General features: G+C 42.5%; 22 protein-coding genes and 1 CRISPR repeat array. Of the genes, 13 read left to right on the forward strand and 9 right to left on the reverse strand.

Translation table 11 applies throughout. The annotated features are described in order from the left end of the window. Positions 1-200 precede the first annotated feature (200 nt). The 4 genes from PL8927_RS02655 (at position 201) to PL8927_RS02670 (ending at position 6,760) form a co-directional block, all read left to right on the forward strand. The gene (locus PL8927_RS02655) at positions 201-1,319 is read left to right on the forward strand and encodes an AI-2E family transporter (protein ID WP_083617351.1); all 1,119 of its coding nucleotides are present in this window, start codon (positions 201-203) and stop codon (positions 1,317-1,319) included. A gap of 30 nt (positions 1,320-1,349) precedes the next feature. Beyond that, positions 1,350-2,600, forward strand: a complete 1,251-nt coding sequence (locus PL8927_RS02660; RefSeq protein ID WP_083617353.1) for an FIST signal transduction protein — start codon at positions 1,350-1,352, stop codon at positions 2,598-2,600. A 78-nt stretch (positions 2,601-2,678) separates the two neighbouring features. Continuing rightward, positions 2,679-6,344: a PAS domain S-box protein gene (locus PL8927_RS02665; protein WP_083617355.1), complete on the forward strand. Its 3,666-nt coding sequence runs from the start codon at positions 2,679-2,681 to the stop codon at positions 6,342-6,344. 38 nt (positions 6,345-6,382) lie between these two features. Further along, a complete protein-coding gene (locus PL8927_RS02670) occupies positions 6,383-6,760 on the forward strand; it encodes a response regulator (protein WP_083617357.1) in 378 nt (125 codons plus the stop codon). Positions 6,761-7,168: 408 nt separating this feature from the next. Here PL8927_RS02670 and PL8927_RS28785 read toward each other — a convergent pair whose 3' ends face one another. Continuing rightward, positions 7,169-7,300: a hypothetical protein gene (locus PL8927_RS28785; protein ID WP_269322002.1), complete on the reverse strand. Its 132-nt coding sequence runs from the start codon at positions 7,298-7,300 to the stop codon at positions 7,169-7,171. A gap of 146 nt (positions 7,301-7,446) precedes the next feature. Here PL8927_RS28785 and PL8927_RS02675 point away from each other — a divergent pair, with 146 nt between their 5' ends. Continuing rightward, complete coding sequence (locus PL8927_RS02675) at positions 7,447-8,505, forward strand: adenylate/guanylate cyclase domain-containing protein (RefSeq protein ID WP_083617359.1); 1,059 nt, start codon at positions 7,447-7,449, stop codon at positions 8,503-8,505. A 73-nt stretch (positions 8,506-8,578) separates the two neighbouring features. Here PL8927_RS02675 and PL8927_RS02680 read toward each other — a convergent pair whose 3' ends face one another. From PL8927_RS02680 to PL8927_RS02705, 6 genes are all read right to left on the reverse strand, one after another. After that, positions 8,579-10,363 (reverse strand): sensor histidine kinase, encoded by a 1,785-nt coding sequence (locus PL8927_RS02680; protein ID WP_083617361.1) that lies wholly within the window; start codon positions 10,361-10,363, stop codon positions 8,579-8,581. Positions 10,364-10,448: 85 nt separating this feature from the next. Further along, positions 10,449-10,676 carry a type II toxin-antitoxin system CcdA family antitoxin gene (locus PL8927_RS02685; protein ID WP_083617363.1) on the reverse strand — a complete coding sequence of 76 codons (228 nt, stop codon included), beginning with the start codon at positions 10,674-10,676 and terminating at the stop codon, positions 10,449-10,451. A 526-nt stretch (positions 10,677-11,202) separates the two neighbouring features. Then, positions 11,203-11,775 (reverse strand): Uma2 family endonuclease, encoded by a 573-nt coding sequence (locus PL8927_RS02690; RefSeq protein ID WP_231505892.1) that lies wholly within the window; start codon positions 11,773-11,775, stop codon positions 11,203-11,205. Positions 11,776-12,163: 388 nt separating this feature from the next. After that, positions 12,164-13,006, reverse strand: coding sequence for an SDR family oxidoreductase (locus tag PL8927_RS02695; protein WP_231505893.1), 843 nt, complete (start codon positions 13,004-13,006; stop codon positions 12,164-12,166). Then, positions 13,007-13,774, reverse strand: coding sequence for a 7-alpha-hydroxysteroid dehydrogenase (gene hdhA, locus PL8927_RS02700; protein WP_083617368.1), 768 nt, complete (start codon positions 13,772-13,774; stop codon positions 13,007-13,009). 239 nt (positions 13,775-14,013) lie between these two features. After that, positions 14,014-14,508 carry a permease gene (locus PL8927_RS02705; RefSeq protein ID WP_083617370.1) on the reverse strand — a complete coding sequence of 165 codons (495 nt, stop codon included), beginning with the start codon at positions 14,506-14,508 and terminating at the stop codon, positions 14,014-14,016. Positions 14,509-14,630: 122 nt separating this feature from the next. Here PL8927_RS02705 and PL8927_RS02710 point away from each other — a divergent pair, with 122 nt between their 5' ends. Beyond that, positions 14,631-15,830, forward strand: coding sequence for a response regulator (locus PL8927_RS02710; RefSeq protein WP_083617372.1), 1,200 nt, complete (start codon positions 14,631-14,633; stop codon positions 15,828-15,830). 177 nt (positions 15,831-16,007) lie between these two features. Here PL8927_RS02710 and PL8927_RS02715 read toward each other — a convergent pair whose 3' ends face one another. Continuing rightward, a complete protein-coding gene (locus PL8927_RS02715) occupies positions 16,008-16,316 on the reverse strand; it encodes a Uma2 family endonuclease (RefSeq protein WP_083617374.1) in 309 nt (102 codons plus the stop codon). Positions 16,317-16,523: 207 nt separating this feature from the next. Here PL8927_RS02715 and PL8927_RS02720 point away from each other — a divergent pair, with 207 nt between their 5' ends. From PL8927_RS02720 to pyrF, 4 genes are all read left to right on the forward strand, one after another. Next, positions 16,524-17,261 carry a TIGR04255 family protein gene (locus PL8927_RS02720; protein WP_083617376.1) on the forward strand — a complete coding sequence of 246 codons (738 nt, stop codon included), beginning with the start codon at positions 16,524-16,526 and terminating at the stop codon, positions 17,259-17,261. Next, on the forward strand, positions 17,258-17,554 hold the full coding sequence (locus tag PL8927_RS02725) for a hypothetical protein (protein WP_083617378.1): 297 nt from the start codon (positions 17,258-17,260) through the stop codon (positions 17,552-17,554). Before PL8927_RS02720 ends, PL8927_RS02725 begins: the two co-directional genes overlap by 4 nt. Further along, positions 17,551-18,090, forward strand: coding sequence for a hypothetical protein (locus PL8927_RS02730; protein ID WP_083617380.1), 540 nt, complete (start codon positions 17,551-17,553; stop codon positions 18,088-18,090). The genes PL8927_RS02725 and PL8927_RS02730 overlap by 4 nt, the downstream gene beginning before the upstream one ends. Positions 18,091-18,199: 109 nt before the next feature. Further along, a complete protein-coding gene (gene pyrF, locus PL8927_RS02735; RefSeq protein WP_083617382.1) occupies positions 18,200-18,907 on the forward strand; it encodes an orotidine-5'-phosphate decarboxylase in 708 nt (235 codons plus the stop codon). Between the two features lie 135 nt (positions 18,908-19,042). On the opposite strand, the gene crtH is transcribed toward pyrF, so the two are convergent. Next, on the reverse strand, positions 19,043-20,587 hold the full coding sequence (gene crtH / locus PL8927_RS02740; protein ID WP_083617384.1) for a carotenoid isomerase: 1,545 nt from the start codon (positions 20,585-20,587) through the stop codon (positions 19,043-19,045). A gap of 505 nt (positions 20,588-21,092) precedes the next feature. Here crtH and ilvN point away from each other — a divergent pair. From ilvN to PL8927_RS28345, 3 genes are all read left to right on the forward strand, one after another. Continuing rightward, complete coding sequence (gene ilvN, locus PL8927_RS02745; RefSeq protein WP_083617386.1) at positions 21,093-21,623, forward strand: acetolactate synthase small subunit; 531 nt, start codon at positions 21,093-21,095, stop codon at positions 21,621-21,623. Positions 21,624-21,998: 375 nt separating this feature from the next. Further along, a CRISPR array of direct repeats spans positions 21,999-22,991; the repeat unit is 37 nt; unit sequence GTTAGCTTCTACCTTTTCCCCGCAAGGGGACGGAAAC. Positions 22,992-23,121: 130 nt separating this feature from the next. Next, on the forward strand, positions 23,122-23,577 hold the full coding sequence (locus PL8927_RS28340; RefSeq protein ID WP_231505894.1) for a hypothetical protein: 456 nt from the start codon (positions 23,122-23,124) through the stop codon (positions 23,575-23,577). Next, the gene (locus tag PL8927_RS28345; protein ID WP_231505895.1) at positions 23,567-24,238 is read left to right on the forward strand and encodes a hypothetical protein; all 672 of its coding nucleotides are present in this window, start codon (positions 23,567-23,569) and stop codon (positions 24,236-24,238) included. Before PL8927_RS28340 ends, PL8927_RS28345 begins: the two co-directional genes overlap by 11 nt. The last annotated feature ends 20 nt before the right edge of the window (positions 24,239-24,258 follow it).

Raw genomic sequence — 24,258 nt, forward strand, 5'->3', positions numbered from 1 at the left:
CAAACCGTTAGGATATTTTAAACCATCTTATTGATTAATTCTAAAATAAATCAAAACATGAGAAATAGTTAATAATAAATTAATGAAGAACTCCTCTTGACCAATGTTCCGGTAATGATTACACTAAAAAAGCAGGTGGATAGAATAAAACGGGGTCTTTGATAGGTCTCCATCCCTTAGACTAATCTTATAGCCAACCCATGAAATCTGAACGACGTATTTCATTTTCCCTCTCTAGTCTGCTTCTGATTGTAGCATCTGTCTTCCTGCTTGTCCTGCTCTGGCAACTTCGAGGTTTAATCGTTTTATTAATGATTTCTGTTGTTTTAGCTGCTTCTATTGTCCCCATTGTCAATTGGGCAGAAAAAAAACAGGTTCCTCGATGGTTAGCCGTTGTTTTAGTTTATCTCACCTTAATCGCAGGATTAACGGGATTTGGATTAGTGATTGGGCCTGCTGTTGTCGATCAAATCACCTTATTAGTTCGTCAATCTCCGATTTTTGCCGAACAAATTATGAGAATAACAACGGATTTGGCGGGTCGATTAGGAGAAGATACCTCCTCCTTCATTGAACAACTAATTGATCCTCAATCTTTAACCAATTGGGTGATCCGTTCCAGCCAACAATTAATTTTACGTTCCTACGGAATTACTAGAGGAATTTTAGGCGGGGTTGCTAGTTTAATTTTAGCCTTATTTATTTCCGGCTATATGGTAGCTGATAGTAAAACCCTAATTCATAGTTTTATTCAATTTTTTCCTTATCCTTGGAATGAAAGATTAGCGGCGCAAGTTGATCCAATTAGTCAACGGATGGGGGGTTATCTGCGGGGACGAATTCTAGTTTCTGGAATTTTAGGCGTGGCGACTACAACGGGGTTAGGATTTTTAGGATTAAAAGACTTTGCTATTGGTTTAGGAGCGATCGCGGGAGTGACTAATTTAATTCCATTTTTAGGCCCAATTTTAGGAGCAATTCCGGCCTTAATTGTCGCCTTAGCCAAAGGCGGATTTTTAGTAATTTGGGTCTTATTATTATATGGAATTATTCAAAATGTAGAAACCTACGTTCTCGATCCCTTATTAGTCGGTTCATCGGTAGGAATTCACCCGTTATATCAACTTTTATCCGTCCTCGGTGGGGTGCAAGTTTTAGGAATTATGGGCGCCTTAATTGTGCCCCCTTGGTTTGCTGGAGTGGCTGCATTAGTTGAAAATCTCTATCTTAAACCTAAATTAATTGAAGAACAACAAGCAGAAAGTTCTCTCTCCTCTGAGGAAATATCACCGCCTAAATTTAACGAATCCTTCCCTTGATTAACTCTTTTTAATTCCCGATAATTGCTCATGAAATTAGAAACCTTTTTTTGGAAAAAACCGACGGGATGGTCAGTGGCAAACTTTCCGCCTCTGGACTCATCCCAAACCTTGATCATTGTGTTTGGTGCGGTTCAGTTTCAGGACGATCTTGAGCCCCTTCATGCTTTAAAAGATGCTTACCCTCAGTCTCATTTTATCGGCTGTTCAACGGCGGGAGAAATTTTTGGATCAACCTTGATGAATAATAGTTTAACGGTCAGTGTTTTACAATTGCAAAACACCCCGTTAAAAACAGCCTTTTGTCCGCTTCAAGAACAAATTAACCCCTCAAATCCGCTTCAAGAACAACAAAATTCTTATCAAGCGGGTCGTTTTATTGCCCAAGAACTTACCGATCCTCAGTTAAAAGCTGTCTTGATTTTAGCAGATGGACTGCAAATTAATGGCAGTGAATTCTTGCGAGGTTTGAATTCGATTTTATATCAAAGTTCGGTGTTTAATCCCTCAGAACCCCTTTTAATTGTTGGGGGATTAGCCGCCGATAATCATCAATTTAAACGCACTTGGATTTTAGAAAATTATTTACCCAGAAATGGTGCAGTTTCCGCCGTTGGATTTTATGGCAATGATATTATAATTAGCTATGGTTCCCAAGGTGGCTGGACAATGTTTGGGCCAGAACGACAAGTCACCCGTTCCCACCATAATATTTTGTATGAATTAGATCACAAACCCGTTTTACAACTCTATCAAGAATATTTGGGCAAATACGCCACCAATTTACCGACTAGCGCCTTATTTTTTCCCTTAGCATTGGGAACGCCATCGGCTCGAAAACGGACAGTTAGAACCGTTATAGGTATTGATGAAAATACAAAATCCCTAATTTTTACGGGCGATATTCCTGTCGGTTCTGTAGCTCAACTGATGCGAGGAAATTATGAGCGACTGGTGGATGGTGCTTTAGCTGCGGCGTTAATTACTCGTAACAGTAATCAACGAAAAATGGGAGAATTGGAACAGCAGAAATTGAACTCCAATGAGACAATGGTGCTAGAACCGACTTTAGCCATCGCTATTAGTGGTTCTGGTCGTCGATTAGTTCTTGGAGAGCGAACAGAAGAAGAACTAGAAGCTACACTAGATGAGTTACCCCCAGGAACCCAACAAATGGGTTTTTATTCCTACGGGGAAATTGCTCCCTCTGGAGTCGCTTCCCTCTGCGAATTGCATAATCAAACGATGACTTTGATTACCATTCGAGAAAAGAGTAGTTAACCCTAGGTCTTTCTCTTGTTTAACATAGTTTTACCTCTCCCAATTGCTGCACCCTGACTTCTTCACTATTGAGATTCTATGCACTATGCGCTCCAACGCCAACTCAGACGCCTGGGTCTTGATCGGCAAACTCCTCCGGTTGATCTCGCTACATGGCAAGAATTTCTGGAACGAGTCAGCCGTAGCTATAAAGAAGCCGATCAAGAACGATATTTGATGGAGCGATCGCTCACCCTGTCCTCGCGGGAACTGCTAGAGTTGTATAACCAGCAAAGTCATGAGTCAGAAGCCCGTCTCCAGGCGGAACGGGATCGACTGCGCTCAGTGATTAGTTCCCTAGGAGCCGGATTGTGTATTTTAGATCCCCAAGGCTGTTTATTGTCCATGAACCCCGAAGCGGAACGGCTTCTGGGATGGTCAGAAGCGGAATTAGTCGGAAACCCGATTTTAGACTGGATTGGAGGGCGATCGCAATTATCCCTAGACGCTTTTCAACCTCTAGCGACTTCTTCCCCTAGGGAGTTAGCGACCCTGCTCGAACCGATCAAATCCAGTGATGATCAATTTATCTGTTCCGATGGCAAGATTTTAGCCGTCTCCTATGTGTTAACTCCGATTTTAGAACAAAACACTTTTGTCGGAGCCGCTTTAATCTTTTTAGATATTACTGAACGCAAACAAGCTCAATTAGACGCGGAACGATCAATTTCCTTATTACAAGCAACCTTTGATTCAACGGATGCGGGAATTTTAGCTGTTGATCGCACGGGAAAAGTCTTAAATTTTAATCAAAAATTTGTGGAAATGTGGCAAGTTCCCCCCGCATTATTTAAGCCTCCCCAGGATCAATCGGTATTAGCTTTTGTGTTAAGACAATTAAAAGATCCGCCTCGATTTCTAAAAACAGTCATGCAGTTATCCTCTGAACCCCATACCCCGACTTATGATGTGGTGGAGTTCAAAGATGGCCGAATTTTTGAACTCTATTCCCATCCGTCTCGCATGGGGGAAAAATTAGTCGGCAGAGTTTGGAGTTTTCGGGATATTACCCAACGTAAACGAGTGGAAAAAGCCCTACAATATCGGGTAGAATTTGAACAATTAATTACCAATTTATCCACTCATTTTATTAGTTTAACGACGGATGAAATTGAAAGCGGAATTCAACAAGCTTTACAACGAATTAGTACCTTTATAGGGGTAGAACAGAGCTATTTGTATTTATTTGCCGATCAGGAAATCCAGATGAATTCGATTTATCAGTGGTTGGCGATGAGAACTACCCCGTCTCGATCACAGCAAAAATCAAAATTAACGGATTTATTAAAGAAAATTTCTGCATCCAAACTTTATGTAGCTGATATTCCTTGGTTAGAACGACAACTGAATCGCTATGAAAATATTTATCTGGCTATTCAAGATTTACCCCAGGAAGCATTGAGGGATTTAGAGTATTTACAACAGTTTCATCTAGTCCCAGAGTTTTCATCCTATTCAGAAACTGATAGTTTACCTCAAATTCAATCGATTATTTTAGTCCCGTTAGTTTGTCGTCGCGCGATTGTCGGATTTCTACGGTTTGATTCGATTCATTCGAGTTATACTTGGTCATCGGATAGTATTGCCCTATTAAAAATGGTGGGAGAAATGTTTTCTAATGCCATTGAACGTAAACAAACGGAAGAATTTCTCCGACAAACTGAAGCAAAATATCGCAGTATTTTTGAAAATGCCGCCGAAGGAATTTGTCAAACTACCCTGGAGGGACGATATATCAGTGCCAACCCGGCCTTAGCGAAAATTCTAGGTTATGAATCTCCAGAGAATTTATTACAAACAATGACGGATATTAGTCATCAATTGTATGTTAATCCCAACCGTCGAGCCGAATTTATCGCAGCCATTCAAGCCAATCATTCGGTATCTGGGTTTGAATCCCAAGTTTATCGCCAAGATAAAAGTATTATTTGGATCTCAGAAAACGCCCGTGCGGTTCGAGATCAAACCGGACAACTGCTCTGTTTTGAAGGCACAGTGGAAGATATTACCGAAAGTAAACAAGCCGCAGAAGCTTTAAAACAAGCCAAGGAAGAAGCCGTTGCTGCTAATCGGGCTAAAAGTACCTTTTTAGCCAATATGAGTCATGAACTCCGCACCCCCCTGAATGCCATTATTGGGTATAGTGAGATTTTAACGGAGGAAGCTGGGGATTCGGGTTATAGCGATATTGTTCCCGATTTAGACCGAATTCGCACCGCCGGACGTAACTTATTAGCTTTGATTAATGATATTTTAGATATTTCTAAAATTGAAGCGGGCCGCATGGATTTGTATTTAGAAACCTTTCAAATTCCCATGTTAATTGAGAGCGTCGTCACAACGGCTCAACCTCTAGTAGATCAAAATAGAAATACATTAGAGATTCACTATCACCCCGATGCTCCCAATACTATGCACGCCGATTTAACCAAAGTTCGACAGGTGTTGTTGAACTTGCTCAGTAATGCTGCCAAATTTACCTCCGAGGGTCATATTACCCTGAATATTTGTCGTACCCAAACCCTGCCCTTGGAAGCGGTTCAGAACAGTTATCCTCCCCTTGACCCGGCATCGGGCTACATCAAATTTCAAGTCCAAGATAGCGGAATTGGGATTACTCCCGAACAACAAAGACAACTGTTTCAACCCTTTACCCAAGGGGATGCTTCTACGACTCGTCGCTATGGGGGCACGGGGTTAGGACTGACCATCAGTCAACGTTTTTGTCAAATGATGCAAGGGTACATTAGCGTTGAGAGTTCATTAGGAAGTGGTTCCACTTTTACCGTTTATTTGCCCCTATCGGTTCAATCTTTATTCAAAGGGTCAGAAAACCCTAACTTAGAAGATGAGCGGGAACTGCTGGAAGAGTTGGAGGAAGCGGAGTTAATTCTCGGTGAATCCTCCCCAACGGGTAATAGTCAATCGGCTACTATCTTAGTGATTGATGATGATCCCGATACCAGAGATTTAATCGAGCGATCGCTAATTCGGGAAGGACTGCGGGTAGAAACCTCCGCCACCGGAGAAGAAGGACTTCAGCGAGTCCGAGAACTGCGTCCCGATGCCATTGTCTTAGATGTGATTTTACCCCAAATGGACGGTTGGACGGTATTATCGACATTAAAAGCCGATCCGGATCTGGCTGAGATTCCAGTGATCGTACTCTCGTTTATCAGCAACAAAAATCGAGGCTTTGCTTTGGGTGCATCGGATTATCTGACCAAACCGTTTGATGGTAAGCGTCTGGCTGCTCTGCTGAATAAGTATCAACCCGATCGCAAACGGGATATCCTTCCCCTGGGTGATCATATTCTAGTCGTTGAAGATGATCCCACCACCCGACAAATGTTACGCGGATTATTAGAGCGAAATGGTTGGACTGTCCAAGAAGCTGAAAATGGCAATCAGGCTTTGCAACTGATCCAACAGTCACCTCCTAGACTGATTCTGCTTGATTTAGTTCTTCCTCAAAAAAGTGGTTTTGAGTTAATCCATGACCTTCACAGAGCCGAGCAGTGGGCAAATATCCCAATTATTGTAGTGACGGCGGCTGAATTAACCCCCACAGAATGGATGCAATTGCGGGGCCATGTGGAGCAGATTCTTCAGAAAGGCAGTTATAGCTGTGAAGATCTTTTACGAGAAATTCATACCCTGTTAAGTGTTAGCCTGAAACAGTCTCCCTTAAGTTCTAAATCGTGAAAACTCTAACGCTAAACTATCAACGTTGAGATCGGATCATGGTAAAGATTTTGTTAGTTGAAGATAATGAAATGAATCGGGATATGCTCAAACGGCGTCTATTCCGAAAAGGATATGAGGTATTTATTGCAGTGGATGGGGCCGAAGGTGTGGAACTGACCCGTTCTATCCTACCCGATCTCATCCTGATGGATATGAGTTTACCTGTGATGGATGGATGGGAAGCCACCCGACAAATTAAAGCCGATGCTAAAACCGGAGCCATTCCCGTGATTGCGCTAACGGCCCATGCGATGGCGGGCGATCGGGAAAAATGTTTAGCCGCTGGCTGTGATGATTATGATACAAAACCCGTAGAATTCCCCCGTCTATTAGAAAAAATAGAAATCTGTTTAAAGAAAGCACCCGCACCCTGAGCTTCAATTTTATGGGGTTAACGGTCGGGTTTCATCGGCCCCTGTGCCGTTCAACCCTATCTAGCACGTCAATTGGTGAGTGTGTTATTATTTGTGCGCGATATGAACTCGTTTGATCACCAGCCAAGCAATTGTCCTGATCGGGGAGTCAGCACCCCGCTCTCTTTGTGACGGGGCTTCATGCCTCTAACTTTAGATAGCTCGTACCCGCCTAAGCCTAACGGCTACGTTTTCTGGATCATAATACCCACGAATACGACGCTAGTTTGTGGCTCTATTGTTAACAATTAAACAGTTTTACGAGGGGTAAGACAGTGTTGTTAACCTAACAAGTTCAGAAAATCTTATTGAAGCGAACATTACCCTAGAAATAGGAGGGGGAGAAATCCCCAAACCCAATTAAACGCCCTACCGAGGCGGGTCTAACCAGAACAATATCGGTAGCCTCAATCCTGTAATGTCAGCAGGTATGCCGGGGAGTTTCGCCACTTCTGAGGCACAACGGTTTCCTCCAAACCCCAAGAATTCACGATGTTGCATAGACCCCGCCCTCCCTTTCCTCTCACCGCCAAGCTGAGTACAGCTATGGCGGGAGTCTCCAAGGAGGGAGAAAGATGAAAACCCTAGATGGAGGCGTGGAACTCGTTGTTACTATCCCAAAACGAGAGTAGGAGTTACCAATAGAGATGGACGCTGAACCCGATCGTGTACTAATTGTTGATGATAATGAAGTGAATCGTGACCTGCTGGCCAAACGACTCCAGCGTCAAGGGTATGGGGTAACGGTGGCTTCTAATGGCTTTGAAGCTTTGGAAATTCTGGGTTCGATGTCCCTGGATTTGGTGTTACTGGATATTATGATGCCTCAAATGAATGGCTATCAGGTCTTGGAAACCTTGAAAGCTGACCCGGCTTTGCGTCATATTCCGGTGGTGATGATTTCGGCTGTTAATGATATTGATAGTATTGTTCGTTGTATTGAATTGGGGGCTGAAGATTATTTATCGAAACCGTTTAATCCGGTTTTATTAAAAGCTAGAATTAATGCCTGTTTAGAAAAAAAACGCTTGCGAGATCAAGAACAAGCTTATTTAAAAAAATTAGCAGAAGAACAGGAAAAATCGGAACGATTATTATTAAATATTTTACCGGAAGCGATCGCCCAACGTCTAAAACGGGGTGAAAGCACAATAGCTGATAGTTTTGCTGATGTTACGGTTTTATTTGCAGATATTGTTAATTTTACCAAATTATCCGCTAATTTATCCCCGGCTCAATTAGTCGAAATTCTGAATGAAATTTTTTCGGCTTTTGATGAATTAGCCGAAAAATATGAATTAGAAAAAATTAAAACTATTGGGGATGCTTATATGGTGGTGGGAGGATTACCAACTCCACGAGATGATCATGCTGAAGCGATCGCTAATATGGCTTTAGATATGCAAAATATTATCGGTCAATTTCATCTCCAAGACAATGAACCTGTACAAATGCGAACCGGAATTAATACGGGTGCTGTGGAAGCCGGAGTCATTGGTACAAAAAAGTTTACTTATGATTTATGGGGAGATACGGTAAATACTGCTAACCGCATGGAATCTCATGGAGTTGCTGGAAAAATTCAAGTCACCGTCGCTACCTACGAACGTTTAAAAGATAAATACAGTTTTGAAGAACGTGGGATTATTGATATTAAAGGAAAAGGCGAAATGATGACTTATTTTCTCACGGGTCAAAAAGATTAAGGTGGTTGTCGGTTAACCGTTAACAGTTAACCGTCAACAGTCAACAGTCAACAGTTAACCGTCAACACCCTAATTAATTACTCATATTCCGAGGTTCCTGATATAATGGAACCGTAAATGTTACTGTTGAACCTAATCCTTCACCTAAACTATAAAACTTAACCATTCCTCCCATCGTTTGAACTAATTTTTGAGAAATGACTAACCCTAAACCCGTTCCTCCATATTGACGAGTATAGCCTCCATCCACTTGAGAAAAAGCCTTAAACAGTCGATCTTGTTTTTCAATCGGAACTCCAATTCCCGTATCTGCTACCCGAAATTCCACAACTCCCGGAAACTCTTGATTTTGAAAAACAACCGTTTGTTTAAGAATTCCCAAACTAATATTAATTCCCCCTTCATGGGTAAATTTAATCGCATTTCCCACTAAATTTAACATCACTTGTAGTAAGCGTTGATAATTCCCATAGACAATAATTTCATCTTCATAAGCTGCTTTTTGGACGGTAAACGTTAATCCTTTTTCTTGAACTTGCGCTCGCGTAAAATGTTCAACTTCCTGTAAAACTTCACTCACCTTAATTAAAGCCAAGTCAATATCCATTCTTCCGGCTTCAATTTTAGCAATATCTAAAACATCATTAATTAAATTTAATAAATGTAATGCTGCTCGGTGAGCTTCTTGAATAAATTCTTCTTCTTCTTTGGGATCATCAACCATCCCATCTAAAACTAACTTTAAAAATCCAATAATTCCATTTAGAGGCGTGCGTAATTCATGGGAAGTATTGGCTAGAAATTCACTTTTTAATCGGGAAAGAGCCACCGCCTCCATCCGAGCTTCTTCGAGTTCTTGATAGAGGGTTGCGTGAGCAATGGCTGTTCCGACATGAGTAGCTAATTCTCGGATAAATTCTACCTCAGCCGATGTCCATTGTCGGAAGCGATCGCACTGTTGTAAACTAATAATTGCATTCGGTTGATCTTGATAAGAAGTCGCTATCACTAAAATAGAATAACGTTTATAAGGATCATGATCGGGAGAAGTTCGTTCAACTACAACAGGTTCTAAAGTTGCTAAAGCTTGCGTCCATCCCAACTCATCAGCGATCGCCAAATCTAAACCCAACATCATTTGAACTTCTTCCAAGCGATATTCCGCCACCACTTGGGTTTGTTGTAAGCTCCAATTATTCCCTTTTTCGGGTCGATAAGGGCATAAAATACAACGACTCACCCCTAAAACTTGCCCCAAACTATTAACAGTTTGTTGCCAAATTTGCTTTAAATCTAAAGTCCGGCGAATTTTTTGAGCAATTTGACTTAATAAAGTTTGATAAATATGAGAACTAGGAGACACGGTGCGACACATCGTTCCTGCGATTTGAATTAGCATTTTTTGAGGAATATCTAAATTTGAAGGAAGGGAACGATAGGCAACAATCTCCGCCATAGTCATGTCTAAATTTTCTTCCGGTTGTTCCAGAATGCACCCCATAACTAATACCCGATCCGGTGTTCCATTGGAGACTAAAATCGGACTCATAATCAGTTCCAAGGGAATATATTGATCTTCGTAGGAAAAAGAATAAACAAATCTTTCGGGAATTAAACTGGTTAAAACCCGACTAATTCGATCTTGATAGGGAGAAATTACAACAGGTTTAAAGTAATCTTGAATCGATGAGCCGACAATTATATCCGTAGGTAAGGGATAGCGATCATGCCGTTGCCAATAAAACGTTAAATACTGACCTGCGGCATTTTGAATAAAAACCAGATCCGTACCTAACTCTTGCCAGATCTGGTAAGCCGAAGTTGAACTTGCAAACTGAGAGTTCGTGTCTAAGTTCATCCGCGTCCGCGACTACTGTGTTAACTTGATCAATGATCAGTGATTAGTGATTACAGATTACTGATTACTGATCAGGGCTTCTGCTTTAATCATTCCATTCCCCTCGGGGTGGAATTGGGGGATTGCGCTGGAGGGTTAAGGCTAATTCATCCTCTGGACGTTCGCCTCTAAGCCATTGGCGTAGAGCCGTTTCAATCACCTTACTGGGGTCATTAGTAAGATGTTTAATTTGATTCAGTAACTCCGAGTCAATGTGGATTGAAACTTCCACTTTTTGAGTCATATTGGGCGAAGAAAATGTATTCTTTTCCATAAGAAATCTGATCCTAACGCATAAAAATTTTCAACCCTAGGAAATAGCCATTACAGCCAATTCCTAGGCATCCATAGCTCAAACAATTCCAGGAATAATGTTTCAGCCTATTCCCCCAGAGCAAGACACACGCTGATTAAGCAGGTGGTGCTCCCTTCATTCTACTCTCCTGACGCGAAAAATTGTCTGCCTCTATAGGCTTACTAGGCTGTGAACTGGATGCTCAATTAAGGTTTGGTATAGTTCGAGGNTGTTAAAAACCCGTAGGGGCGGGTTCTGTACAATCTTTCAAATCCCACAAATAATCTTGATAAACCCGCCCCACCCCACCAAGATTTAACGTTAACAAAACCGGGTTGATATTGATTCATATTGCGCGGTTGGGCGGGTTTATTTAGGTGAATTATCATTAACAAAAATTGACTCGAACCCGCCCCTACATTCGTTAAAAACCCGTAGGGGCGGGTTCGACAAAATCTTTCAAATCTAACAAATAATATTTGTAAACCTGCCCCACTTAATGAGCCTAAAAAGGATTTAAAATTTGTTCAACTGTTAATTTTAATTCAGGAAAAGTTATAGAATTTATAGAATCTTTTTCTGTCATTTCTATAACTTCATATAAACCCGAAACTAACGTTAAAATTGAGATTTTTAAGGCTTGAGGATCAATAATCCAATATTCAGAAATGCCTAATGCTGCATATTCTGAACGTTTATAACGATAATCATCATCGGGGTTATTGGGACTAACAATTTCAACCACGAATAAAGGCGGATCTTCGAGAATAGCTGAGGGTAATGTCCTCAGAAGTTGACGTTGAGTTTCCGTCATCACTAAAATATCAGGAATGCGTGATTTTCTGATTCCTGTTCTCACTCCTACCGTTCCAGGTTGCACAACCCAATCTAATTGTAATCGTTGAATTTCTGCTTTTAAGATATCATAGATTAAACGTAAAATTTCAGCGTGTAAACCACTAGCAGGTGGCATTGTAATTAATTCTCCGTTGAAAAATTCATATTTGAGATCGGTATCATCTCTATAATTGAGATAGTCTTCAAAGCTATAGGTTTTAGTAACGGTTTGCACCATCATGAGTTTCTAGCCTCTAATGGGGTCTAATGTTATTATAACAAAAAAGGATTTTGAGGATTTTAATAATAATTGAAAATTATTCGTCATTCTGAACCCTTCACTTCGTTCGAGGGTAAACTCCGTGAAGAATGTCTACTTTTCTCAATAACGCAGTAGAGATCCTTCGCTCCGCTCAGGATGACAATAATTCGTTTCAGGATGACAATAATTCGTTAAATGAAAATACCCCCATACACGCTAAATCTTTGATGGGGGAAAAGTTTAAGAAAATAACCCTGGGGGTTATCCTATAGCGCTACGCATTACGGTGTTTGACATTTTTAAACCCTGAAACCCTTTCAATTCTTACTGTTCCCTGTTCCCTGTTCCCTGTTCCCTTGCGCGGGATTTATTCGGGTTTGAGGCGCACACGTTTGCCCCCACCAGAAACTTGTAAGGTTTGACCACTGACCCAAGACCCAGCCGGAGATGCCAGCCAGAGGAAGGCGTTAGCAATATCCTGGGGTTTTCCAGCACGTCCGGTCAAATTGTCGGGGTGGGCTAAGGCATACTGAGCTTTTTCATCCAAACCTGCTGCTGCATAGCCCTCTGTGATCACTGTACCAATCAACACGGTATTGATGCGAACTTGCTTGGCAAAATAGTGAGCTAGACCCAGCATCAGATGGTTAAGGGCTGCCTTGGCTGCGGAGTAGGCGATGAAGTCAAAAGCAGGTAACACCCCCACCAGAGAACCGGAGTTAGTAATGGTAGCATTTTCAGCTTTGAGTAAATAGGGGCGACAAGCAGCCGTCATTCGCATAGCCGATAGGGTATTGAGCTTATAACTCTCGATCATCTCTTCTAAAGGAACATCTAGGGGGTCATCGTAGGATTTGCCCCAGCCGACGTTATTAACTAAAGTTGAAATACCGCCAAAGGCTTCAACAGTTTGAGCGACACATTGTTGAATATCCTCCTCAAGGGTGACGTTGCAGCCGATCCCCAACACGTCATTACCCGTTTCGGCCTGGATCGCTGCCGCCGTTGCTTGGGCCTTCTCGCCATTGAGGTCAGCAATCATTACCTTGGCTCCTGCGCCCGAAAAGGTTTTAGCAATGGCTTCCCCGATATTTTGGGCGCCGCCCGTAACGATGGCCACATGACCATCCATCCGAAAGTCAGCAAAGGCATCAAAGTTGCTCATAGTAGTTTTGTTTAAGGTTGAATACTGTGAAAGACATGGGGACACTTAATCTAATTCCTGCACACCGCCCCCACTGACGGTGAGCACCTGTCCACTCACCCAACTGGCGGCCGGAGAACACAGAAACAAGGCAGCATAGGCAATATCACTGGGTTCTCCCAGTCGCGCTAGGGGGGTGTGCTTGAGCATGACTTTTTCAACTTCCGGGGTCAGCACCGTCGCTAAGGCATCGGTTTTAATCGCACCCGGAGCGATCGCATTTACCCGAATTCCCTTTGGCCCCAAATCAAAGGCAATATTCCGAGTCAGGTGGCTGACCGCAGCCTTGGAGGAACTGTAAGATGCCATATTGAGGTTTTTATTCTCTGCGGACATTGAGGAAATATTCAAAATGGCTCCCCCTCCTGTGGCTTCGATATGGGGAGCACACAGTTGGCACAGATGAAACACCGAAAACACATTGAGTTTGTAGGCCCAAATAAAGGTGTCCATCGGCATATCAAAGGGTTTTGGCCCACCACCCCCAGCGTTGTTGATCAAGAGGGTGATTTTGCCAAAGGCATCCAGGGTAGCCTGAACGAGGTTTTCAAGAGCTTGGTCATTGGTGACATCGCAGGCTACAGCTAGGGCTTTACCTCCCTTGTCATTAATGCTGTTAGCAACCGCAGCAGCAGTGTCTTCTTTCAAGTCGCTGACAACCACAGCAGCCCCAGCCTGGGCAAACAATTCGGCAATGCCCCGGCCAATACCAGCCCCGCCTCCGGTCACAATAGCGACCTGGCCATCGAGCTTAAATGCGTCCAAAACGGTCATATCGACACAATCTCCATGATGTTAAATACTGATATGAAATCCCGAAGTGTATGCTACAAAAGGGAACAGGGAACAGGGAACAGGGAACAGAAGGGAAAAGAAAATCGGAATAGGGAGTGGGAAAAAGTTATTAGCCACCCGATCAATTACTTGTAGCAAACATTAAAGGATGGAATATTAGAACCCTTTGTTATCGGAGTTCTCAACATTGCCCAAATCAAGAGCCATCACTCAAAAACCTACTCAGGTCGCAACATCGCTTTCATGACTGCCGCATTAATAAACCAGGACGCTATCCCGGCGATTATCCCTAAGAGAATGGCGGCGATCAAAGGCGTTACCAGAATAGTTCCTAAAAACTTTTGCAAAAATAGGGCAACCAATGCCGCTGTACCAAAGGCAAACAGAGAATAAAACAGAACTGTTCTCACCCCAAAAAAGAAAAAAGGCCGATCCAAAAGCTCTGGAAATGGCACGGGGAAAGTTTTAGCTTTTTTGCTGAAGGTAAAAAAGGCGATTGTCCCCAAGATGAGCGACAGCATAAACGCTGTCATCACCCCCGTTGAGAAAACTGTTTTTTCATGGGCTGATATGGTATCAACGGTAAGGGGTAGAGCCTCTTTTGCGCGAAACATAAACCAGCCAATCACACCGTTGATGACACCATTGATCACACCACTGATCAAGGCATTCTTTTGAATGAAATCATAGACGTGATGGGAGGCAGGAACCATATAGAGCAACCCTTTCAGAATTTGGTCTGGACTAAAAAACTTGGAGAAAGTATGACAGAAAAAGGTGAAAACTTTGTGTAATTCTGGAGGGATAGCCCTTGTGAAAGCTGAACCGCTAAACCATGAGAATTCTGCTGGTTTCCCCAGACCCAACATTGTGCAGGGTCATACATCAGGTTTTATCCCGCCATAGCTTTATTGTTGATATTGCAACCGATGGCGAGGAAGCCTGGGAATTGCTTCAGGCGTTCATGTACGATGGGGTTTTGCTGGAGGCGGTATTGCCTGATTTGGATGGAGTGACCCTGTGTTCTCGCTTGCGCGAGGTTGGCAACCCCGTCCTGATTTTGCTAATGCTGGAGTCTGCTGATGCCAACACTTGTGTCGATGGCTTAGATAGTGGGGCGGATGCCTGTTTAGTGAAACCGATTCAGCTTCCTGAACTCCTGGCTCAACTGCGTGCTTTGGCGCGGCGGGGCCTTCGTCGGGCCAGCCCTCTGTTAACCTGGGGGCCATTGTCTCTCAATCCCGTCGCCCAGCAAATTACCTGCTACGGTCAAATTTTGAAGGTCAACCGCAAGGAATACCAAATTCTGGAGTTATTCCTCACTTATCCCCGAAAAATGTTTTCTCGCAGCGAGATGGGCGATCGCCTCTGGACATTGGACGATGAGTTACCCAGCGATGCCACCCTCAAGAGCCATATCCGCAGTATTCGCCGTAAGCTTGAACAGGCGGGTGTTCAAAATTTTATTCAAACCCACTATGGTCAGGGGTACTGTCTCGATCCGGTTTATAATAAGAAACTCCAGCCACTTAACAGAGATTTTTATCTTCCAGAAGGGATAGTTGATTCGATTACCGCCAATATCTGGCAAGAATTGATGGCGGCGAATGCTCGTCTACACCAAGAAATTGAGCAGCGCAAACACATTGAAGCCCAACTACGACGATCAGAAATGATGTTGCGAAATGCCCAACGAGTGGCTCAAGTCGGGTGTTGGGAGTTCGATGTCATAACTCGTGAAATTTATTGGACGGAGGAGCTTTTTCTGATTCATGGTCTTGACCCGAATCAGTCTGCCCCCACTGCTGAAGAAATTTTAGCTTTAATTCACCCTGATGATCGCCAACTTCATCAGGAAGCGATTCAGTCTCGGTCGCTTAGAAGGGAGGCGTTTGAAGCCAACTTACGCATCATTCGCGCCAATGATGGAGAAATTCGCTACATTAACGCCCGAGGCGGCCCCGTTTTTGATCATTCTGGTCAGATCATTAAGTTAACAGGAACGACCTTCGATGTCACCCAATGGCTCCGATAATAGCATCCCTGATGATTCAACGTTCCCATCAACCGGATTTTTTAACCCACTGCTATAATATAATAAATACAAATAATTAATCAATTAAATTAAATATATCAAACCCGTAGGGGCGGGTTCAACAAAATCCTTCAAATCTAACAAATAATCTTGATAAACCCGCCCCACTTAATGAGCCTAAAAAGGATTTAAAATTTGTTCAACTGTTAATTTTAATTCAGGAAAAGTTATAGAATTTATAGAATCTTTTTCTGTCATTTCTATAACTTCATATAAACCCGAAACTAAGGTTAAAATTGAGATTTTTAAAGCTTGAGGATCAATAATCCAATATTCAGGAATACCTAACGCAGCATATTCTGAACGTTTATAACGATAATCATCATCGGGGTTATTGGGACTAACAATTTCAACCACGAATAAAGGCGGATCTTCGAGAATAGCTGAGGGTAATGTTCTCAAAAGTTGACGTTGAGTTTCTGTCATCTAATTCTAACCTTAACAAATAGAATTCTATAGCAATTCTAAATTAATTAGAATTCTTGAAAATAGATATGAAACGACTAGAAGCATTCTCCCGATTTCCTGCTATATCGAAAAAGTCAAGGATGTGGTATAATAACCCGGAAACGTTAATGTAACGTAGAGCTACAAAGGTTGATTTCCAACCCCTTCATAGATTATGATTATCTTATGCAAGCAAGGAGACACTATTCACGCTCACCCATCACCGAAGCGGTGATCGATCTGGGTGTTACCCTTCCTCAAGAGGCAGGACTCGAAACATTAGGGGGTGTGCAGACTACCATTTCCACAGACTACCCAAATCAAGAAGCTCTTTTGTTTGTTCAAGAAGAGATGAAAGCAGGAACGAGTGTTGGGGCTACAGCAACTCAAGCCCAGATCGGATTTGGCTGTATCAGTAGCAATCAAAAGCAAATTATCCAAGCACGTTTGGATGGCTTTTCCTTCAGTCGGCTTGCTCCCTATGAGAATTGGGAATCATTTCGGGATGAGGCAAAGCGATTATGGAATATTTATCAAAATGCGATCCACCCAACCGCAATTAACCGTCTTGGAGTCCGTTATATCAATCGTTTTGATTTACCTCTTCCTATCAAGGATTTCAAAGATTACCTGAGAGTTTTTCCCCAAGTTCCCTCTGATTTGTCCGAATCCCTGAATGGGTACTTCATACAGTTACAGATTCCTAAACCGGAAGTGGAAGCAATCCTCCTTCTAAATCAGGCGATTATTCCACCTTCTGGTGACTCGGTTGTTTCCGTATTATTGGATATTTATCTGTTCCGAATCTGTAATATTCCAATTGAAAAAACGACTTTGTGGGACATTTTAGAAAACCTCCATGAAGAAATAGATCAAATCTTTGAAGCCTGTATTACAGATGAAATAAGGGAGCTAATAAAATGACTATAATTTGTACACTACCTCCTACTCAAAGAGCAAATAAATCACCGGAAGTATTAATTCGAGAAACTGTTTTTTCCTCAGCTTTTCACAGTTTAGAACACCGAAAAATAGCAAAATTTACAGATGAAATTTGGAGAGCATTAACACCTTCAGAACGACAACTAACCACGCCAGAAAATATTCAAGAGATTGATTATAAACCTGTTCCACCTAAACGAACCTTTACAGTGCGAGTACGCTATCAATTTAAAGGGCGGATCGAACCTCTACCATATCAACTGGATGACGAATGACAGTAGAACATTTCTGGATAAACGTGAATGAGGGAAATTTGCGTCAAGGTGACTATTTACAAAATTGTCTGGTTCCCATCCCTGTTTTCGATCCGGACAATTTCTCCCGCAACCCAGAAGGTCAAGAAATCGATGCAGAGGTTAAGGAATTGGACTTAATTATATTAACTCAAAGCTGTGATCTTGAGAATCACAAGGCTCTATTCGTCGCCCTATGTCCCATTTATCCAATTGTGGAATTTGAGAGAGTTAACCCAGATTTTACTCGTAAGGGTAAATGGAATGATGTACGCAGAGGTAGGATTGAGGGACTACATCTCCTGGCATCCCCAATTGATCCCGCCAATAATCGAGATGCCCTTGTTGTAGATTTTCGACAAATTTATAGTCTTCCCTTTACCTATCTTGTAAGGCACGCTGAAAAAATCGGGTCACGCTGGCGTTTAAAATCTCCTTTTTTAGAGCATTTCTCTCAAACCTTTGCTCGTTTTTTTATGCGTGTTGGTTTGCCATCATCTATTCCTGAATTTCAGTGATATTAACTCAAGATTCTTCTGCCAGTCTCAGATAAGTAAAATAAAAGAACGTTAGCTCAATCCCTCTGATAGAGTTAATTTTAATTATAGACTTAATTCGGATCAGATAATGAGCTTAGATAAAATTATTGTTCCCTTGGATGTTTCTAGTAAAGAAGATGCGATCGCCCTGGTTGAAAAACTTCCTCAAGTTACATTCTGGAAAGTCGGGTTAGAATTATTTGTTAGTTGTGGCCCAGAAATTTTAACTTTCCTAAAATCCCAAGAAAAACGCATTTTTCTGGATTTAAAATTCCATGATATTCCTAATACCGTTGCGGGCGCTTGTCGATCTGCTTCTCGATATGGTGTGGATTTAATTACCCTTCATGCAACGGCCGGAAAAACAGCGCTGAAAGCCGCACAAATCGCCGCCGAAGACGCTGCAAAGGAGGCGGGTTATCCCGTTCCCAAATTAATCGCTATTACCCTATTAACGAGTTTAAATTCCAGGGATTTAGCTTTTGATTTAAAAGTCCCGTTAGAATTACCTGAATATGCTTTAAATATGGCTTTATTAGCTCAAGAAAGTGGGTTAGCGGGCGCTGTTTGTTCTCCCCAGGAAGTCGCCCAACTGCGTCAAACCTGCGGGAATGAGTTTCTATTAGTTTGTCCGGGGGTACGTCCGGTTTGGGCAGATAAAGGCGATCAACAACGGACTTTTACCCCGGTGGAAGCTCTCAAAGCCGGGGCGAATTATCTGGTTATTGGACGTCCGATCACGGCCTCTGATGATCCCGTTAAGGCTTTAGAACGTATTATTGAGGAAATCGGTTGACGGTTGGGTGTTGGATGGATAGATGGATGGATGGGTCGGTGGGTGGTGCGTGCGCGGGGCTTACGCACCCTACGGTTTTAGGTTAATGGCTGCCCGATGGGTGGGTGGATGGTGCGTGCGCGGGGCTTACGCACCCTACAGTTTTAGGTCAACGGCTACCCGATGGGCGCAGGCGAAGCCGGAGAAGGCGACAGCGTTTAATCCTTGGCCGGGGAAGGTGCTATCACCGACACAATATAACCCTCGAATAGACGTGCGGTTAAAGGGCATTCCTAGGAGTCCTTTTAATTTATAGGCCGGAATGGGGCCATAAGTTCCATCCTGTCGGTTCAAAAAGCGACGATGCGATCGCGCAGTTCCAACTTCCATATAATCTAACCCGGCATCTAACCCCGGAAAAAGTATTTCTAATTGGTCAATAATTCTGCCTGCTGCGGCTTCTTTTTTGGCTTCATATTCTGATTCAGGTAATTTTTCCCAATCATCAATCCAACTGGGGGTAAAGACATGAATAATATGATATCCGACCGGAGCTAAACTCGGATCTAATAAAGTAGGAATTGACACAAAGATTGTGCCTTCGGGTTCCTCCATTTTATCCCAATTTTCCACAATAATATGGTGACAATCGGTTCCGGGTGGGAATACCGAGGCTTCTACTCCTAAATGTAAACTTAAAAAACTAGGGGATTTCTGATAACGTTCTCGCCATTTTTTTTCTGCTTTTGGCATATATTCAGGGGGGATTAACTTGCCAAAGGTATCCCAACGGGTGGCATTAGAAACGATACGTTTTCCGCGATAAACTCTGCCATCAACGAGTTCTACTCCCACAGCCCGTCCGTTTTCTAATAGGATTTGTTTAGCTCTGGCTTTATATTGAATTTGTCCCCCAAATTTTTCTAATCCTTCGACTAATTTCAGGGCAATTTGACCGACTCCTCCTTTCGGATAATTAATTCCCCCATAATGGCGATCGGAAAATACCATTCCGGCGTTGATCATCGGAGTTAAATCGGCGGGAACCACTGACCAGCAGTAACATTCAATATCGATAAACTTTAAAAGTTCGGGATCTTTGATATAACGTTTGGCAATATCCCCGACGTTTTGGGGAAGATACTGCACTAACCCTAAACATGATCCCGGCTCTTGGAAAAACACCCGCATTAAGTAACGGGGTTCTTCCAAAGACAGCAACTCCATGGAGTTGAGACAGTTAAAGACTTTCCAGCATTCATCATAAAATTGACGAATCCCTTTTTGTTCATGGGGGAACCGAGCAATTAGTTCTTGCAAAAATTTCTCATAATCCCGATGAACCCGCAATTTTAGATCTTGGGGAAGATGATAGTGAATTTGAACCGGATCGGGAATTGTTTCTAAGGTCACGTTTACCGCTTGTAAGGCGCGGGTTAGGAGGTTCGTGGTTCCTTTGTCCCCAAATCCAAAAATCATCGATGCACCGACGTCAAATCGATATCCGTCTCGTTCAAAGTATCCCGCACTTCCACCGGGGATGATATAGCTTTCCAAAACCAGAACTTTAGCGCCCTTCGCAGCTAATTGGGTCGCAGTCACCAGTCCTCCAATACCAGAACCAATGACAATCACGTCAAATTCCTGATCTGAGTCAGAACTAAATTCAGCAAAAGACTGGGATGGGGTAGAAACAGGCATGACTGTCAACTCTCTTAAGCATTTCCTGACTCTACAGTGTAGCGTCTTACGCTCAGATCAGAGAGTTCAATCTTCACAGTTTTAATGAAAAAGCTTTGAATGTTGGCTGTTGGCTGTTGAGGGCGAGAAAACCTCGCCCCTACTTCCCCTGTTCCCTGTTCTTCATGGTGTGTTGTTAAACTGTCCAGTTTGCGCTAGACACCTGTAATTTGTTCCTACTTCCTCTGTTCCCTGTTCCCTGTTCCCTGTTCCCTCTAAAAAAGAAATTCGGGGTCAGTCTACCATTGCGGACTGCCCCGTTTGCCGATCCTTTGAGAGGAGAACACTAAAAATTAGTGTAGCCTTATTGATAATTATTGTCAACTTATTATCAAGTTTTTTTCGGTTTGACCCTGATAGAGGACTGCGGGGGGATAGTTCTGTTGCTCTGGAGTCCTGTACAATTGATGACTAATATAGTTAGTTTTAAGTCGGGAGCTTAGTCCCTGATCAAGTTGTAGCCAGTATGAAACACACTCTATCTGTTTTAGTAGAAGATGAAGCAGGAGTCCTGACGCGAATTGCAGGTTTGTTTGCGCGTCGAGGGTTCAATATCGAGAGTTTAGCTGTAGGCCCTGCTGAACAGTCTGGTATTTCTCGGATTACAATGGTTGTTCCAGGGGATGACCAGATTATTGAACAGTTGACGAAACAACTCTACAAACTGATCAATGTTCTGAAAGTACAGGATATTACCGAAGTTCCTTGTGTAGAACGGGAGTTGATGCTATTGAAGGTGAATTACAATAGCAGTACCACTCGCTCAGAAATTATTGAGTTGGCGCAAATATTCCGAGCGCGGGTTGTTGATATTGGGGATGATGCTCTCACCATTGAAGTTGTCGGTGATCCCGGAAAAATGGTGGCCATTATCCAAGTCTTAGGTCGCTTTGGGATTCGGGAAATTGCTCGCACGGGTAAAATTGTCTTGGTGCGGGAGTCGGGTGTTAATACGGAATTCCTCAAAAGTCAAGCTTCTGTTGAAGCTCGATTTTAACCTATTATTAATTAAGCAATATTACGGTTTCTCAGATTTATAGGACGTTTTAACCTGTATTTAGACGATAAGTTAGGGTTAAACGTCCTATTTGATTAGGTTTGATAGATTTGTAATGTTTTGTAAAATTTTCTCATTCGGTGTCGCAGGAAGCTAGAAAGCGTGATTCCATCAGGGATAAAGCTTTTTTGAGATTTTTTGGGATTGGGCGCTTGACTCGTTAGAGAAATTCCGTTATAGTCTTAAATATGGAGGATTTTACGAGTTGAGGTAGCTTAAAATAGCCTAATTAACTTTTTATACAACCCCTACATCCGTACTCCCTCGCAAACGCACTTTGAAAACTTCATAGCGTCAGGTTTCTATAAGGGTAGGGTTAGCTTCTACCTTTTCCCCGCAAGGGGACGGAAACGTACAATCCCTTAAACTTCTTGGTTAGGGGAATTGACCCTGTTAGCTTCTACCTTTTCCCCGCAAGGGGACGGAAACCTAAAGCAATAGAACCAACACCGATGATTAAGGTAGAAGCTGTTAGCTTCTACCTTTTCCCCGCAAGGGGACGGAAACAACAAGTGGTGTTGCTCTTCAATTCCCCACTGTCGAAAGTAAGGTTAGCTTCTACCTTTTCCCCGCAAGGGGACGGAAACCGAGCGGGTGTCAGGTTGGAGGTTGATCTGAATTTCGTTTGGTTAGCTTCTACCTTTTCCCCGCAAGGGGACGGAAACGACGTAACAGGAGTAGATGTCGATGCTTTCCCAAACTTCAGGGGTTAGCTTCTACCTTTTCCCCGCAAGGGGACGGAAACCCCAAAGCCTTGACTTTTCAGACCCTTCATAACTTCTTGAGCAGTTAGCTTCTACCTTTTCCCCGCAAGGGGACGGAAACTTGGGAGTGACTCAAGAGTTTCATCAAGAATTTCAATAAGCTGTTAGCTTCTACCTTTTCCCCGCAAGGGGACGGAAACTCCTGAAGAACCTTGTTAGGATTCTTCATTTCTGTCCAAGCAAGTTAGCTTCTACCTTTTCCCCGCAAGGGGACGGAAACAGTGGAAGAATTGCCGGGCTATAGAAACCTAAGGCATCACAGTTAGCTTCTACCTTTTCCCCGCAAGGGGACGGAAACTATTACTCATGAACATAAGGAAAGGCATAGAGGTATGCACAGGTTAGCTTCTACCTTTTCCCCGCAAGGGGACGGAAACTTAAAGTAGCAAGGAAGTAACACTGATCTTCATTAAGGTTACAGTATGTTAGCTTCTACCTTTTCCCCGCAAGGGGACGGAAACCATACACAAAGCGAAACTCGGGCTCATACCCGAACAGAGAAACAGAGTTAGCTTCTACCTTTTCCCCGTAAGGGGACGGAAACTCATCTTCGTAAGTATAGGGTCTATGCTTGTTTTTGAAGAAATGTTGATTTTTAAGTCATTTTTAAAAAAAATTGTTAGAATGGAAGCAGGTGAGCGATCGCATAGTGTTGAGGCTCATCGGTTAAAGTTATGAACATAAACGTGATGAATGAACAGGATTGTTCAGCCGTTTATAACGCGCTGATAGAGATGCTGAGTTCTATAAAATTGGGGTGGGTAACTGAACAAGTTGCTGAGGTGATTAGCGCGGGAAAAACCATTGAAGAATTGGTATCCGGTCGGAAATCTCCTGATTTAAAATTAAATTATTATACACCCCAAGAACAACTTTTAATTTTAATTAATGCTATTGAGAAATCGGTCATTAATACCGCAGAAATAGAAACAGAAATCATGGATATTTTCAGCCATGAAGCTCCAAATTCTGACTTAAAACCGGAGTTGAGATTTACCTCGTCGGTGGAGGGGAAAGGCAAACTGTTTAAATATAGTGTTGAATCTGTTAATAACCGACAAGAACAAACGCAAAAGTTAAAATTTTTACTGGAACAATTACGTCAGGAGATTGGAAGTGATGGCAATTAATGCGGCTTTACTGGAAAATATCAATCAACAGTTAAAACAAAGTTTAAATCCTGATCTCAAAGCCGCTAAAGATTTTGAGGATTGGTTTAAATTCTACATTTTCAATATTATTGTGAAAGCAGCCCGCAATGAAGGAGCCTTTGTTTATTATAAAGATGTTTTGAAACGAAATCCTGAAACCTTAGTATTTCGTAGACGGGCGGGACAAATTTATGATCTCTCCCAACCCTATACCCATGCTGTAATTGAATTTGAACAAAAACCCCCCTTAGAAATCCATTTAGGGGTTAAAATTCATGGTCGTTTAAGGGTGTTATATGATTGTGATGTTTGTGTACTTTATAAAATGGAAGCCGATAGTTGTCGCACCAATAAACGCGAACCTCGCGCCTCTCGAATTTTCCTGGCGATAGATTGTCAACATTATGCTTCCCAATTGCGATTAGAATTGGCTCAAGCTTTTATTGCTTTTTCTTCAGAATTAAGAGTGGCGGGGGATTGTTATTTTGTGTCTAATAGTGCTTCTAACCCTGTGGCCAAACTTTTGGCGAGTCGTAAACGAAAATGGGAATATGATATTGTTCCCAGCGAGATCAACAATGTTAATCGGTTGATGTACGAATTTCAGACCAAATTTAAAGATTTTAAAGCTAGAAGTTAGCCAAATGTCCCCTAATCTGC

It is taken from the genome of Planktothrix serta PCC 8927, assembly GCF_900010725.2.
Lineage (GTDB): Bacteria > Cyanobacteriota > Cyanobacteriia > Cyanobacteriales > Microcoleaceae > Planktothrix > Planktothrix serta.